This is a genomic window from Brevibacillus sp. 1238 (genome assembly GCF_029892995.1).
GTDB lineage: Bacteria > Bacillota > Bacilli > Brevibacillales > Brevibacillaceae > Brevibacillus > Brevibacillus parabrevis.
Genome location: NZ_JARXWC010000002.1, coordinates 470,503 through 483,421, shown reverse-complemented (window position 1 = coordinate 483,421; position 12,919 = coordinate 470,503). Strand labels below are relative to the sequence as shown.

13 protein-coding genes are annotated in these 12,919 nt (G+C 56.2%); 3 read left to right on the top strand and 10 right to left on the bottom strand.

Features of this window, described 5'->3' with window-relative positions; translation table 11 throughout:
- The first annotated feature begins 62 nt into the window (after positions 1–62).
- The 3 genes from M2298_RS06220 (at position 63) to M2298_RS06210 (ending at position 2,401) form a co-directional block, all read left to right on the top strand.
- Positions 63–1,514, top strand: coding sequence for an amidase family protein (locus tag M2298_RS06220; protein ID WP_280648323.1), 1,452 nt, complete (start codon positions 63–65; stop codon positions 1,512–1,514).
- Positions 1,515–1,640: 126 nt separating this feature from the next.
- A complete protein-coding gene (locus M2298_RS06215; RefSeq protein ID WP_122963652.1) occupies positions 1,641–2,117 on the top strand; it encodes a GNAT family N-acetyltransferase in 477 nt (158 codons plus the stop codon).
- A gap of 113 nt (positions 2,118–2,230) precedes the next feature.
- Positions 2,231–2,401 (top strand): hypothetical protein, encoded by a 171-nt coding sequence (locus M2298_RS06210; RefSeq protein WP_173595849.1) that lies wholly within the window; start codon positions 2,231–2,233, stop codon positions 2,399–2,401.
- A gap of 80 nt (positions 2,402–2,481) precedes the next feature.
- On the opposite strand, the gene M2298_RS06205 is transcribed toward M2298_RS06210, so the two are convergent.
- From M2298_RS06205 to M2298_RS06160, 10 genes are all read right to left on the bottom strand, one after another.
- Positions 2,482–2,928, bottom strand: a complete 447-nt coding sequence (locus M2298_RS06205) for a hypothetical protein (RefSeq protein WP_122963495.1) — start codon at positions 2,926–2,928, stop codon at positions 2,482–2,484.
- Between the two features lie 320 nt (positions 2,929–3,248).
- Complete coding sequence (locus M2298_RS06200; protein WP_280648322.1) at positions 3,249–4,850, bottom strand: serine hydrolase domain-containing protein; 1,602 nt, start codon at positions 4,848–4,850, stop codon at positions 3,249–3,251.
- Between the two features lie 72 nt (positions 4,851–4,922).
- The gene (locus tag M2298_RS06195; protein ID WP_242771689.1) at positions 4,923–5,993 is read right to left on the bottom strand and encodes a M42 family metallopeptidase; all 1,071 of its coding nucleotides are present in this window, start codon (positions 5,991–5,993) and stop codon (positions 4,923–4,925) included.
- A gap of 1 nt (position 5,994) precedes the next feature.
- The gene (locus M2298_RS06190) at positions 5,995–6,636 is read right to left on the bottom strand and encodes an FMN-binding negative transcriptional regulator (RefSeq protein WP_280648321.1); all 642 of its coding nucleotides are present in this window, start codon (positions 6,634–6,636) and stop codon (positions 5,995–5,997) included.
- An 18-nt stretch (positions 6,637–6,654) separates the two neighbouring features.
- Positions 6,655–7,608, bottom strand: coding sequence for an alpha/beta hydrolase (locus tag M2298_RS06185; RefSeq protein WP_173598817.1), 954 nt, complete (start codon positions 7,606–7,608; stop codon positions 6,655–6,657).
- On the bottom strand, positions 7,605–8,927 hold the full coding sequence (locus M2298_RS06180) for a serine hydrolase domain-containing protein (RefSeq protein ID WP_280648320.1): 1,323 nt from the start codon (positions 8,925–8,927) through the stop codon (positions 7,605–7,607). Before M2298_RS06180 ends, M2298_RS06185 begins: the two co-directional genes overlap by 4 nt.
- Positions 8,928–8,932: 5 nt before the next feature.
- Positions 8,933–9,910, bottom strand: coding sequence for an ABC transporter ATP-binding protein (locus M2298_RS06175; protein ID WP_217021786.1), 978 nt, complete (start codon positions 9,908–9,910; stop codon positions 8,933–8,935).
- 8 nt (positions 9,911–9,918) lie between these two features.
- Positions 9,919–10,935 (bottom strand): ABC transporter ATP-binding protein, encoded by a 1,017-nt coding sequence (locus tag M2298_RS06170; RefSeq protein ID WP_217021785.1) that lies wholly within the window; start codon positions 10,933–10,935, stop codon positions 9,919–9,921.
- Between the two features lie 13 nt (positions 10,936–10,948).
- The gene (opp3C, locus tag M2298_RS06165) at positions 10,949–11,977 is read right to left on the bottom strand and encodes an oligopeptide ABC transporter permease (protein WP_242771696.1); all 1,029 of its coding nucleotides are present in this window, start codon (positions 11,975–11,977) and stop codon (positions 10,949–10,951) included.
- Positions 11,974–12,906 carry an ABC transporter permease gene (locus M2298_RS06160; protein ID WP_173598813.1) on the bottom strand — a complete coding sequence of 311 codons (933 nt, stop codon included), beginning with the start codon at positions 12,904–12,906 and terminating at the stop codon, positions 11,974–11,976. Before M2298_RS06160 ends, opp3C begins: the two co-directional genes overlap by 4 nt.
- Positions 12,907–12,919 lie beyond the last annotated feature (13 nt).

Below are 12,919 nucleotides of genomic sequence, written 5' to 3'. Positions count from 1 at the left end.
GCCCGCTTCCCTGCATTTGGTAAACTAAGAAAGATCAAATCAAACAGAAAAAGGTGAAAATTATGTCGCCGAACCATGAAGCAAGCATCCTGGAATGGCAAGCTGCATTAGAAGCAGGACAAACGACGTCCCGTGAGCTGACCATTCTGTTTTTGGAACGGATCGCTGCCTACGACAAACAGGGACCGACCATTAACGCCATCAGTGAAATCAATCCCGATGCCTTGCATATTGCCGAAGCTCTGGACAGGGAGCGGGCGATATCCGGCAGTCGCGGGCCGCTTCACGGCATTCCGATATTGATTAAAGACAACATTGCGACCGGAGACAACATGCACACGACAGCCGGGTCGCTCGCCTTGGCCGATTCGTACGCGTCGGCAGACTCGTTTGTCGCCGCACGTCTGCGCGAAGCAGGCGCCGTCCTGTTGGGCAAAACCAATCTGACCGAATGGGCGAATTTCATGGCTGACAACATGCTGAACGGCTACAGCTCGCGCGGCGGACAAGTCCTCAATCCGTATGACCCTGCGTTCGATGTCGGCGGCTCCAGCTCCGGTTCAGGCGCAGGAATCGCGGCAGGCTTTGCCGTAGCGGCTGTCGGAACAGAGACTTCCGGGTCAATCCTCGGCCCTGCCAAAAAAAATTCGCTCGTCGGCATCAAACCGACGGTAGGCTTGATCAGCCGCCAGGGCATTATCCCGATTTCCCACAGCCAGGACACGGCAGGCCCGATGACGCGGAACGTAACGGACGCGGCCATTTTGCTCGGCGTCCTGACAGGTGTCGATCCGCAGGACGCGGCGACCGGAAAAAGCGCAGGGCTGGCCCACCGCGACTATCTTCCCTTCCTCGACGCAAACGGACTGCAAGGTGCCCGAATCGGTGTCGTGCGTTCCGGCTATTTGGCTGAATGCGACGAGGAAGAAGCCGCTCTTTACGAAGCCGCTATCTCGCAGCTGCGGCAGGCTGGCGCTACTGTCATCGATTCCGTAAGCATTCCTTCTGAAAATGCCGATTGGAACTCGCAAGTTTTGTATCACGAGTTTAAGACAGGTGTAAATGCCTATTTGAAAACATTGCCCGCCTCTTTCCCAATCCGCACCCTGAAAGATATTGTCGCCTTCAATCGCAAGCACGAAGCAAGAGCGCTCCGGTTTGGGCAAAGCGTACTGGAGCAGTCCGAGCAAACCAGCGGCACCTTGACCGATCCTGCCTATTTGCGGCAAAGGCTGTACGATCTGGAAATGTCGCAACGCCAAGGGATCGACGCCGCACTCAAGGAACACGACCTGGACGCTCTGCTGTTCCCGGGAGACACGGGCTGTGACATTGCGGCGAAAGCGGGCTACCCGTCCATTGCCCTTCCCTCCGGCTACACTGCGCAAGGAAAGCCTTTTGGCATCATGCTGACTGGACTGGCCTTCTCGGAGCCTGCTCTTCTGCGCATGGGCTTCGCCTACGAGCAAGCGACTTTGCTGCGTGTCCCGCCTGTCTTGACGGAGCAAGCTTGATAGCTTAACTCCTTGTTGAGAACCTGGCGAGCGGCACAGACGATACACTGCTCTCGCCCATTCGTGTCGCAAACCAATCGCCAGAACGCCAATCCCAAGCTCAGTAGGATCGAAGGTGAATTTTTGTTGGAAAACGTTCGTTTGCGCCCGACCACTGCGGAAGATTTGCCGATTTTGTTTGAGCAGCAGCTCGACCCGGAGGCAAACCATATGGCCGCCTTTACCGCTAAAGACCCGAGTGACAGGCAAGCTTTTACCGCCCATTGGAACAAGATTTTGGCAGACGACTCGATTGAGAAAATGACCGTACTTGCCGATGGACAGATCGCGGGCTACATCGTTTTCTTCGAGCAATTTGGCAGCCCTTCCGTCGGATATTGGCTCGGCAAACCATTTTGGGGCAAAGGGATCGCGACACAGGCGCTTACCGCCTTTCTCGCGCTTCTCCCCGTCCGACCTGTTTACGCCCGCGTCGCCAAAGACAACGTCGGTTCGATCCGCGTCCTGCACAAATGCGGCTTCCGCCAGGCAGGAGAAGACGCGGGATTTTCCAATGCCCGCGGCTGTGATGTCGAGGAGCTGATCATGGTGCGGGAAGGTTGACGGCTTGACGGCAGCATAAGTGACGCCAACGCCTCGAAACGCTCTGAAACCCCAGCATCTTCCAATCGTATACACACATAGAACCGAGAATGTCTCCACAGGAGGGAAGTGCCGTGGCTCTTTTCGGCAACATACTGGCTGCCATCCTCTTGTTCGCCTGGGCTGGCGCAGAATTTCTGTTCGGCCCTGCCCCGGGAAAATGGCGGATGCGTCTCGGCTTTTTTCTCGGCCTGGTTGTCATCAGCGGTGTGCTCTACTGGGGCGGGTACTGGCTGATTGGTTGACAGCCTGAGCGCCCTGACTGCCCTTTCTGTTTCCGCCCACAAAAAACGCATGTACCCCGAATCGGTGCATGCGTTTTTCTTTACATAGTCGTTTGCTGTTCTGCCTTGCCCAGTCGGTCCTCGAAAAGCTTGCCGAGCTGGCCGATGTCCACTTCCCACTTGTCGTCCTTGTAGTAGACGGTCGCCTTCGTCTCGCCTTTTTTGCCTACGATGCGAATGCTCGCCGTCTTGACCTCGTAGGTGCCGTCCGGCTGAAACGTAATGTCTGCATCTTTCAGTTCGCTGTCGAGCACAGGCGTGATCGTCTTGTCCACCACTTCCTGCGTAGCCACCGCCGCTTGCCGTCCCATCTGGATGACTTCCTCCGGGCTGAAGTGAAAAAACAACACCAGTACGACTCCGATGATGGCTGCAAGCGAGATGATCCGAATCAAGCTGCGCACGACCCATTGAGCTGCCAAGATCAGGACTATGATACAAACCGCGACGGGCCAGTAATCTTTCACGAGTTGAAGAACTTGCTCCATCCTCATCACTCCTTCACCATTTCATTTTCGCCAAAAAAGGGCGGTCCCTAATCACAGACGACAGAGAAAATGGCGCTTTTTTTTGAAAAGTAGAAAAAACCGCCGCAAAGGTGCGGACGGACTCTTTCGGCACAACTTTTCAATCTGTAACACCATTCGACAACTGCCGCATCGAGTCCTGCCACGAAGCGCAAAAACGGCGACAAATCAATGACAAATGCGGGAAAGCTGATGGTGGAGACAAGCGCAATGAAGGCTGCCGTACGGATAACCTTTCCAGTCCGTACGGCAGCCTGTTTTTCTTTTGGCTCAGTGCCTGCTTAGTTCCTTTTGGCGAAGGCTACTGCTTGTGCTCTGCCCGTCGACACCCGGAACCCGCTGACCGCTTGATTGGCTGCTCGCGCAAAAGTGAGAGTTACGCCATACAAGCTTCCTCCGACTCCGGCGATAAACTGATCGGGGGCCGTGCGCAGCAGCAGCTGCTTTTTGTTCCGGCGATGCGAGAGATAGAGCGCCCCGTCCTCGACCAGCACCTCGTAGGCGGTTCCCAGCTCCGCGCTCTCGTACGTGCCCGCATATGCCAGCCCGTCTGCCTCGCATTCCTGATCAGGCTGCCATTTTTTCAGTGGGATACAGCGCGTTCCAAAGCGAAATCCGGCTGTTGAACCGAGATACAGCTCGTAGTTGGCCGTTCCCGCTTGATAGCGGTTTCCCTCCACCTGAACAAGGGGCGCAGCTCCGTACTCTTCAAGCAAATACAGCTGATCTCCCTTGCCCACCACTTGCGCGATGAGCGCGTACGTTCCGTCGGAATAATACGTCCCTGCCACGTCCTCGTCTGCAAAATCGGCATCGTAAAAGTCAGGCAAAACCTGCGGCTCCACCTCGCTCCGCTCCACTCCCAGCAGCAAGTCGACGATTTTCTCCGCAGCCCTGCCGATTACTACCGTATCCGTGTTGCTGAAAATGGCGATATCGATATCCTCTACAGGAAACCGGACGGTACAACTGCGGAATGCCGCGTCTGAACCGTCGTGCCCGATAAAAGGACGCCCCTGGTACAGAGCAGGATCATTCACGATCAATCCGCCCGCGTAATGAATCTTCGTTCCGTCCAGCAGTGTCGGGCAGGCAAACATCTCGGAAAGTGTCTCCCGTTTGCAAATGACCGGCTCCTTGAAGTTGGCCATCCACTTCATAAAATCAGTTGCGGTCGTGTGCAGCGAAGTGGCGCCATACGTGCCGTAGTTCAGCACGGCATGAATCAGCTCCCCGCCGACGCGCTTGTAAGAATCCGCGCCATTTGGAATCACCTGCCAATACCGATCCTTGAAGCACGTTTGCGCCATGCCGAGCGGGGCAAAAATCCGCTCACGGGCAAACTCGTTCAAACTTTTGCCGGACACTCTTTCAGCGATTTCGGCCAGGAGGGTAAAATTCGAGTTGCAGTACATATAGCGGGTAAGTGGCGGAAAATTCAGCTCCGTTTGCGTGGAAATAACGTCTTTGGCGTCAGACTGTGTGATCGTGTCATCAAGCCGGACTCCTTGCAGCATGAGCAGCTCCCACTGATCCCGGATGCCGCTCACGTTGTTCATCAGATTGCGCACCGATACAGGCTCGGCGAACGAAACCATGTCCGACACGTAGCTGCGAATGTCGTCATCTACGTTCAGTAGACCGTCTTCCTGAAGCAGCAGTACACACATCACTGTCACTTGCTTGGACACCGATGCAACATGAAACACCGTCTCGCCCGTGATCGGCAACCTATGCTCCACGCTGGCGTAGCCAAAGCAGTTTTCGTAGACGATTTCCCCGCCTTTGCGAACCACAACCTGTCCGCCCGGGCATACGCCTTGCTGCCAATCTGCGAACAAGTCATCGATTTTTGCCGCTATCTCCGCATCATATCTACTCACAACCTTGCCTCCTCTGGCTCAGCAGACCAGCTTCCTGTTACATCAGTCGACCTCTGCCTCTTTTTCCCAACTCTACCACTTCTGCCGAAAGCTTTCAATGAAAGCGACGAGGAGTTGAACCGCGTTTTCCAGATCGTCCAGATGCACGAGTCCAGTGGCAGAGTGAATGTAACGGGACGGGACCGAGATGCATCCGGCTACCGTTCCTTTGCCAGCGAGGCTGATCGAGTACGTGTCTGTCACGCAGTTCAAATACACGCCACGCTGGTACGGGATGTGATTTTCTTCTGCCGTTTGCACCAGCTTTCTCGTCAGCTTTTTCGGGACGCTGCTTCCCGCCCAGTTGTCGGTGACCCACTCGTAAAACAGGATGACCGGGCCGCCGCCAAGCGTCAGCGGAATCATTTTCTCTTCGATCTTCGGCGTTCCGCCAGTGAGCGCGACATCGAGCGCCAGCGCAACGTCCGGCTGAACGGCAAAAGCGGCAGGGCCTGCGCCGCGCATCCCGACTTCTTCCTGAACCGAGCCGACCGCATAGACCGATGCGGTGAGCTGTTTGCCCGCGAGCCGCTTCATGACTTCGAGCATGACGGCGCAGCCGGAGCGGTCATCGACTGCTTTTCCGGTAAACACTTTGCCGCCGTTCAAAAATTGCCCCTCCCGCGAAAAGGTGACGAAATCGCCGACCGTGACGCCAAGCGCTTCTGTTTCCTCTCGGCTCGCCGTCCCTACGTCCACATACAGCTCGCTAAGCGGAATCGCCAGCTTCGCCTCTTCCGCCGTCACGATATGGGACGGCTTCGCTCCTGTGACTCCCTTGACGACGCCTTTGTCCGTATGAATGTCCAGCACCTGGTTGATCACCATGCGGCTATCGTGACCGCCGACCGGGTGAAACCAGACAAATCCTTTTTCGTCAATGTAGCTGACGATAAAGCCGATCTCGTCCATATGCGCGCACAACATGATTTTCAGGTCGGGATCGCTCCCTTTTTTAATGAAAAACTGGTTGCCTAGCGCATCGCTTTGGTGCTCGTCCACCACATCCAGCAAATTTTCCCGCAAGTAAGCGGCAACCCGCTCCTCATCCCCCGCCACACCGGGGATCGCGTCCAGTTCGGTCAGCCATTTTTGCAAACTCATGTCATTGCTCCTCTCCTGATTCTGCTTTGGGCAACTGGCGCTGCATCATGTTCCCTAGCTCTGCCACCACCGTGTCCGGGCTTTGTGCCAGCGCGTCCGCCACCCGTTGGCGAATCGGCAGCGGCTTGTCCTGGCTCAGCTTGAACGCCCCTTCGATTTTCGTTACCTGGATCTCGAAAGCAACCAGCTCTTGTTTCAGCTTTTCTGTATAATCTTGTGGAATGGCGTCAAAATGCTTTTCATAAGCAGGCTCGAACGTGCGGATCGTCTGCAACAGCGTCTGCGCGACGTCTTCTGCCTGCGAATAAATGACAGGCTTGCCGTAGACGTGCACAGCCGCGTAGTTCCAAGTCGGCACACCGTAGCGGCTTTCATAATATTGCGGCGAAATATACGCATGCGGCCCTTGGAACATGACCAGCACGTCCTGCTCCGCAAACGTTCGCCATTGCGGATTCGCCAAAGCCATGTGGCTGACCAGCGTGATCTTCGCCTGCTCGTGCTCATGCTCCACCAAAAAAGGCAAATGGGTCGCCAGCGGAATCGTCCCGTCGAAGCTGACGATGGTAGCAAAATGGTACTTTTTCATAAAGGCTACTAGCGTCTCTATATCGTTTTCGCGATAAGATGGGGGAATAAACATCGTCGACCTCCTTGTCTGTCAGGTGTAAAACACGCGTTTCAGCTCGGCAGCCGTTTCGGCCAACGCTTCTTTGCTCGCGTCTACCTCGCCGGAAAAGTTGAAAAAGCTGTGCACCATGCCAAGGTAGCGCTTTGCTTTTGCCGCGACACCGAACGAAGCCAGCCGCTCGGCATACAGCTCTCCTTCGTCGCGCAAAGGATCGAACTCGGCCGTGACGATTACAGCTTGCGGCAAGCCGCTTAAATCGGCAGCAAGCAAGGGAGAGGCGAGCGGGTCGTTGATCTGTTCCTCATCCTGCAAGTAATGAGCGCGGAACCAGAGCATCTCGTCGTAAGTCAAGTTGTATTGATTCCCGCATTCCCGACAAGACGCCGTATCGAGGGCAAACGAGACAACCGGATAGATCAGCAGCTGGCAGCACAAGCCAAACTCGCCGCGATCGCGCGCCAGCAAGGAGACGACAGCCGCCAAGTTGCCGCCTGCGCTCTCTCCGCCAACAGCGATTCGCTTGCTGTCTCCGTTGAAGGAAGCCGCATGCTCAACTACCCACTTGGTCGCCGCATACGCATCCGAGACGGCTGTCGGGAACTTGTGCTCAGGCGCGAGGCGATAGTCGACAGAGACGACGATGCAGCTCGCCGCTTGTGCATAATAGCGACAAATGCGATCGGTTATCTCGATATTCCCGAGCACGAAGCCGCCCCCGTGAAAAAAGACGAACACAGGCAGCAGCTCCGGCAACCCTTCCCCGCCTGGGGTGTACAAACGAATCGGCAGCTCTGCTCCCCCTTGTTCTGCCACCGCAATCACCCGATCCTCTACCGCTGCTACAGACGTCTCAAGCTCCGAGAGATTGGCCCGCGCTCGTGAAAAAGCGAGACGCGCTTCTGCGGGCGTCATAGATTCGGTATCTGGCAGTCCAAGCAAGCTTTGTTTGCGAAATACTTCCTTTACTTGCGGATGTACACTCATGCCTTCCTCCCCTTCTCTTGACGAGTCCACATGCGAAATCCGAAAAAGGCCGCCCACGCCTGCTCGTCGTCATTGGCAAAAAACCGGATCGGGTACTCGTCCTTTTCCATGACAAGTGTCTGACTGTCGCTGGCGCGCAAATCGTAGCGCTCGCCGCCAAAAACGAGAGTCGGCTTGTCTTGGGCAAGCTCAATCTGCAAGCTGCCCCCCTCTCTGGACTGATACGTGCCTGCGAGCTTTTCCAGTTGTTCCTTTGTCGCCGTATAGTGCGGCTCCTGGCTTGCTTTTTGCGTGAGCGGCAAGCCGAGCGCCTGGTTGACCGCCGCCAGCCAAATGTCTCCTGCTGGCATATCCGTCGCGTTGATCAGGACAGCTGCGACAAGCCCCTGTTCCGGGACGAAACCGAAGCAAGACGATACCCCTTGCTGACTTCCGCCGTGGCTGACGAGCGTCACGCCCGAATAATCGGGAACGATCTCCAGCGCCAGTCCGTAAAATTGCTTGCGGCCAACCTGATGAACAGGCTGCCACATTTTGCGCAGCAGCTCTTCGCTTGCGACCGGATTTTCGCCGCCTACAAAAGCCGCGCCGTAGCGCAACAGATCGTTGACCGTAGAGCGCAAGCCGCCGCCCACCTCGTAATTTCCCAGACTCGGCCACGGCACCGCTTCCAACTTGCCTGTCTCGTTGTTTTTCATATACGGTACAGAGACGTCAGCCATTTTCGCAATTTCTTCCAGACTGTACGTGGAGCGGTGCATGCCAAGCGGAGCGAGGATCGTTTCCGTGACGAATCTGCGGTAGAGACGGTTCGTCAGCCGTTCGATGATCGCGCCTTGCAGCAAAAAGGCATCGTTCGAGTAGCTGAAATACTCGCCCGGTTTGCCCAACAGCTCGTACTCCTGCCCCGCGATGTACGTGAGGTGGTCTTCCAGCCTGTTGATTTCCGGTTTGCGGGGAAGAGACGGCAAGCCGCTCGTGTGCGACATCAAATGATGGACTTTTACCATGCCGGGGTCATCCATGCCGCACAGCTTGAACTCGGGAAGATGCGCGCATACCGGATCATCCAGGGATAAGCGCCCTGCTTCCACCAGCGAAAGCAGCGCCAGCACCGTCAGCGACTTCGTGACGGAGCCGCACCCGAACAGCGTGTCGGGGCCAATCGGCCGCTTCGTTTGCAAATCGGCATAGCCAAAGCCGCGCTCGTATACAACCGTTCCGTTTTTCGCAACAGCGATGGCGATGCCCGGAATTTGCTCTTCGTCCATCCGCTTGGTGACGTATGCTTCGAACTCAGGCCAGTTTTCCACTGCCATCTGTGTCACTCCCCCTTCTCCCCATACAAATGGCATTTGACATAACGCTGCGGAAGCACTTCCGCAAAGCTCGGTATTTCCTTGGCGCAAATGTCGAACGCTTTCGGACAGCGCGTGTGAAAGCGACAACCGCTTGGCGGATTCAGCGGATTGGGAATCTCGCCTTGCAAAACGATTCGTTCTCTGGACTGCTCCTGAACCGGGTCAGGCAAGGGAATGGCGGACAGCAGCGCTTCCGTGTACGGATGCAGCGGTCGCGCATACAGCTCATCGCTTGCGGCAAGCTCGACCAGTTGCCCGAGGTACATGACGGCGATCCGGTCGCTAATATGCTTCACCATGGACAAGTCGTGAGCGATAAACAAATAGGTCAGCTGTTTTTGCCGCTGCAAATCCATCAGCAGGTTGACGATTTGCGCCTGAATCGACACATCGAGGGCGGCAATCGGCTCATCCGCCACGATAAAGGAAGGCTCGACTGCCAACGCCCGGGCAATCCCGATCCGCTGACGCTGCCCGCCGCTAAATTCGTGCGGGTAACGATTCGCCTGTCTGGAACTGAGTCCGACAAGCTCCAGAAGCGCGCTGACCTGCTCTTTCCGCTCTTTTTTCGCAAGATTCGGACGATGGATCATCAGCCCTTCGGAAATGATCTCGGTGACAGTCATTCGCGGATTCAACGACGAGTACGGGTCTTGAAAAATCATTTGCATCTGGCTGGTGTACGCCTTGTGCCCCTTGCGCTCGGTCATGTCGCTTACACGCTCGCCCGCAAAGCGAATTTCGCCGCCAGTCGGCTTGTACAGCTGCAACAGCGTCCGGCCCACCGTCGATTTGCCACACCCGGACTCTCCAACCAGTCCCAACGTCTCTCCTTGCCAAATGTGAAAGCTGACATCATCGACTGCGCGCAGCGTCTGATTCGGCCCGAGCTGGAAATGCTTGCTGAGATGGTTCACTTCAAGTAGTACGCGGTTGTTCATGGCCTCATTCACCCTCCTGCGACTCCTGCCAGCCGCTCTTGCTGCTGCGCCCGCTGATCGAGCAGCCAGCACTTGGCTGTATGCCCGCTCGACACTTCTGTGAGTGGCGGCGAAAAATGTTTGCACACCTTCATCACGTGCGCACATCTCGGGGCGAACGGGCAGCCTTGTTGCTGGCGGGCGAGATCAGGCGGCGTACCCGGAATCGGGATGAGCGGCTCGGTGCCAGCGGCATCCAGACGAGGCATCGAGCGCAGCAATCCCCACGTGTACGGATGTTTGGGACGGTAAAAAATTTCCGCAATCAGCCCTGTCTCCACTACCTCTCCGGCATACATCACAGCCACTTTTTGCGCCATGTTGGCGACAACGCCCAAGTCATGCGTGATCAAAATGATGCCCGTCCCCGTCCGTTGCTGAAGCGACTTCATCAGCTCCAAAATTTGCGCCTGCACCGTCACGTCGAGCGCAGTCGTCGGCTCGTCGGCGATCAGGACTTTCGGGTCGCAGGCAAGCGCCATCGCAATCCCGACACGCTGGCGCATTCCCCCGGAAAAATGGTGCGGGTACGCCCTGATCCGCTCCTGCGCGTTCGGAATGCCGACCAGTTGCAGCATGTTGACCGCTTTTTCATAGGCGGCGGCTTTGTCGAGCCGCTGGTGCTTGCTGATCCCTTCTACCAGTTGCTGGCCGATCGTCATCGTCGGATTCAGCGACGTCATCGGGTCCTGGAACACCATGGAGATTTCCGCTCCCCGAAGCGACTGAAGCTCTCGCGGAGGCAACGCCAGCACGTTTTGTCCTGCATAGGTGATCTGCCCGGCGGGGATGCTCGTGCTCTGCTTCGGCAAAAGCCGCATGATCGCTTTGGCCGTGACCGATTTGCCAGAGCCGGATTCACCCACGATGGCGAGCGTCTCCTGCTTTTGCAAGCAAAAGCTGACCCCTCTTACCGCATGCACCTCGCCTCGCTGGGAATGAAACGCAACATGCAAGCCGTCTACTGTCAGGATCGGTTGATTCATCGACATCCCCTCCTTATTTCGTCATTTTCGGATCGAGCGCATCGCGCAGCCCGTCCGCAAGCAGGTTGAAGCTGATCATGATCAAACTGATCATCACGGCGGGAATCACCAGCTTGTAAGGGAACAGCCGCATCCCTTTGTAGCCGTCGTTGATCAGAACCCCAAGCGAGGCGAGCGGCGCCTGTAGACCAAGCCCGATAAAGCTCAGAAACGCTTCAAAAAATATCGCGGTCGGCAGTGTGAACATCAAAGTGACGATGATCGGCCCCAGCGCGTTCGGGATCAAATGCTTGAACATGATCCGGCTGTTGGAAACCCCGAGCGACCGCGCAGCCAGCACAAATTCCTGACCTTTTAGCTGCAAAATTTGTCCGCGGACAATCCGCGCCATCCCGACCCAGCCTGTAATCGCCATCGCCAAAATGATCGACGTGATTCCCGGCTCCAAGATGAGAATGAACAAGATAATGACGATCAGATTGGGGATGCCGACGAGCACTTCAATGATGCGCTGCATGACGTTGTCGATTTTTCCGCCGTAATAAGCCGAGATCCCGCCATAAAGGACGCCGATGAACAAGTCCAGCAAGGCAGCTACGAGGGCAATCAACAGCGAAATTTGCGTGCCCTTCCACACCCGCATCCACATATCCCGGCCAAATTCGTCCGTGCCGAACCAGTGCGCCTCCGTTATATTCCGTTTCGCGTACAGATCGGCTCCGTTGCTGTCCAGCCCGTCAAACCCGAGCCACCCCAGCCCGCTTATTTTCGGCGGCAGGTTGGAATGGGCCACATTTTGCCCGTCATAAGTGTATGGGGTCAGCAGCGGCCCGACAAAAGCCAGCACCGTAATGACCATGATCAACACGAAGGCAGGGACGACTCCGCGATTTTTTCCCAGCCGTTTGAGCGCAGCCTTCCAGGGCGAATCCGCAGCTGAAGCCGCAACCTCCATCGCTGCTTCTGCTGCAAATGGCTCGTGCACAAACAAATCGTCTGTTATTTCATGCGGGGACGTCCCGGTTGCCGGCAAAGTCCTCATGTGCTTTCCCCCCATTTTTCACGAATGCGCGGGTCCAAAATCCCGTAGATCATATCGACCAAAAGCACGACCAGAATGAACAACGTGCTGTAAAAGAGCGTAATGCCCATGATCACACTGTAGTCGTTCACCATGATGGATAAAATGAACTGCTCCCCCAGCCCTGGCACCGAAAAAATTTTCTCAATCACCAATGTTCCGGTCATGATCGACACCGCCATTGGCCCAAGCATGGTCACGACCGGGATCAGCGAATTGCGCACGACGTGCTTCCACACCACGGCAAACTCCGAAATCCCTTTGGCCCGCGCGCTCAAAATATAGTCCTGCGTGAGCACCTCCAGCATTTCCGTGCGGATGAACCTGGCGACTGCCGCTATCACCGTCACGGATAGCGCCAAGGAAGGCAGGATGGAATAAGAGTAATCCTCCCAAAGTCCGGGCGGCAGCCAGCCGAGCTTGACGCCCACGTAGTATTGCAACAGCGCCGCGAATACGAACGAAGGGATCGACATGCCCAGGACAGCCATCGTGACGGCTCCCAGGTCAAACAGGCTGTTCTGACGCAGCGCCGAGAGAATCCCCAGCCCCAGTCCGACAATCGAGCCGATCAGCATGGCTTGAAAGCCGATCAAAACAGACGGACCGATCCGCTTGAAAATGATGTCCGTGACCAGGCGCCCCTTGAATTGAAAGGAGACGCCCCAATCACCTTGAACCAAATTCCCCAGGTAGCGGGCGTATTGAACGGGCAGCGGCTGATCCAGTCCGTATTTTTGATTCAACGAAGCCAATTGCTGCTCGGACAGCTTGTCCGGGTTGCTGTACGGGGTGCCTGGAAGCAATTTCATCAGGAAAAAGGTCACGGTCGCAATGATGAACAAAGTCGTCAGCATGACTCCCAGTCGTTTCAAAAAATACAGTCTCATTCGCATGCCTCCC

What these genes read in the sequence shown, in the direction of transcription:
- M2298_RS06220 (WP_280648323.1), top strand. Translation starts at nt 63, where the DNA reads ATGTCGCCGAACCATGAAGCAAGCATCCTGGAATGGCAAGCTGCATTA.
- M2298_RS06170 (WP_217021785.1), bottom strand. Translation starts at nt 10,935, where the DNA reads ATGAATCAACCGATCCTGACAGTAGACGGCTTGCATGTTGCGTTTCAT.
- M2298_RS06180 (WP_280648320.1), bottom strand. Translation starts at nt 8,927, where the DNA reads ATGGCAGTGGAAAACTGGCCTGAGTTCGAAGCATACGTCACCAAGCGG.
- M2298_RS06195 (WP_242771689.1), bottom strand. Translation starts at nt 5,993, where the DNA reads ATGAGTTTGCAAAAATGGCTGACCGAACTGGACGCGATCCCCGGTGTG.
- M2298_RS06205 (WP_122963495.1), bottom strand. Translation starts at nt 2,928, where the DNA reads ATGGAGCAAGTTCTTCAACTCGTGAAAGATTACTGGCCCGTCGCGGTT.
- M2298_RS06175 (WP_217021786.1), bottom strand. Translation starts at nt 9,910, where the DNA reads ATGAACAACCGCGTACTACTTGAAGTGAACCATCTCAGCAAGCATTTC.
- M2298_RS06160 (WP_173598813.1), bottom strand. Translation starts at nt 12,906, where the DNA reads ATGAGACTGTATTTTTTGAAACGACTGGGAGTCATGCTGACGACTTTG.
- opp3C (WP_242771696.1), bottom strand. Translation starts at nt 11,977, where the DNA reads ATGAGGACTTTGCCGGCAACCGGGACGTCCCCGCATGAAATAACAGAC.
- M2298_RS06185 (WP_173598817.1), bottom strand. Translation starts at nt 7,608, where the DNA reads ATGAGTGTACATCCGCAAGTAAAGGAAGTATTTCGCAAACAAAGCTTG.
- M2298_RS06190 (WP_280648321.1), bottom strand. Translation starts at nt 6,636, where the DNA reads ATGTTTATTCCCCCATCTTATCGCGAAAACGATATAGAGACGCTAGTA.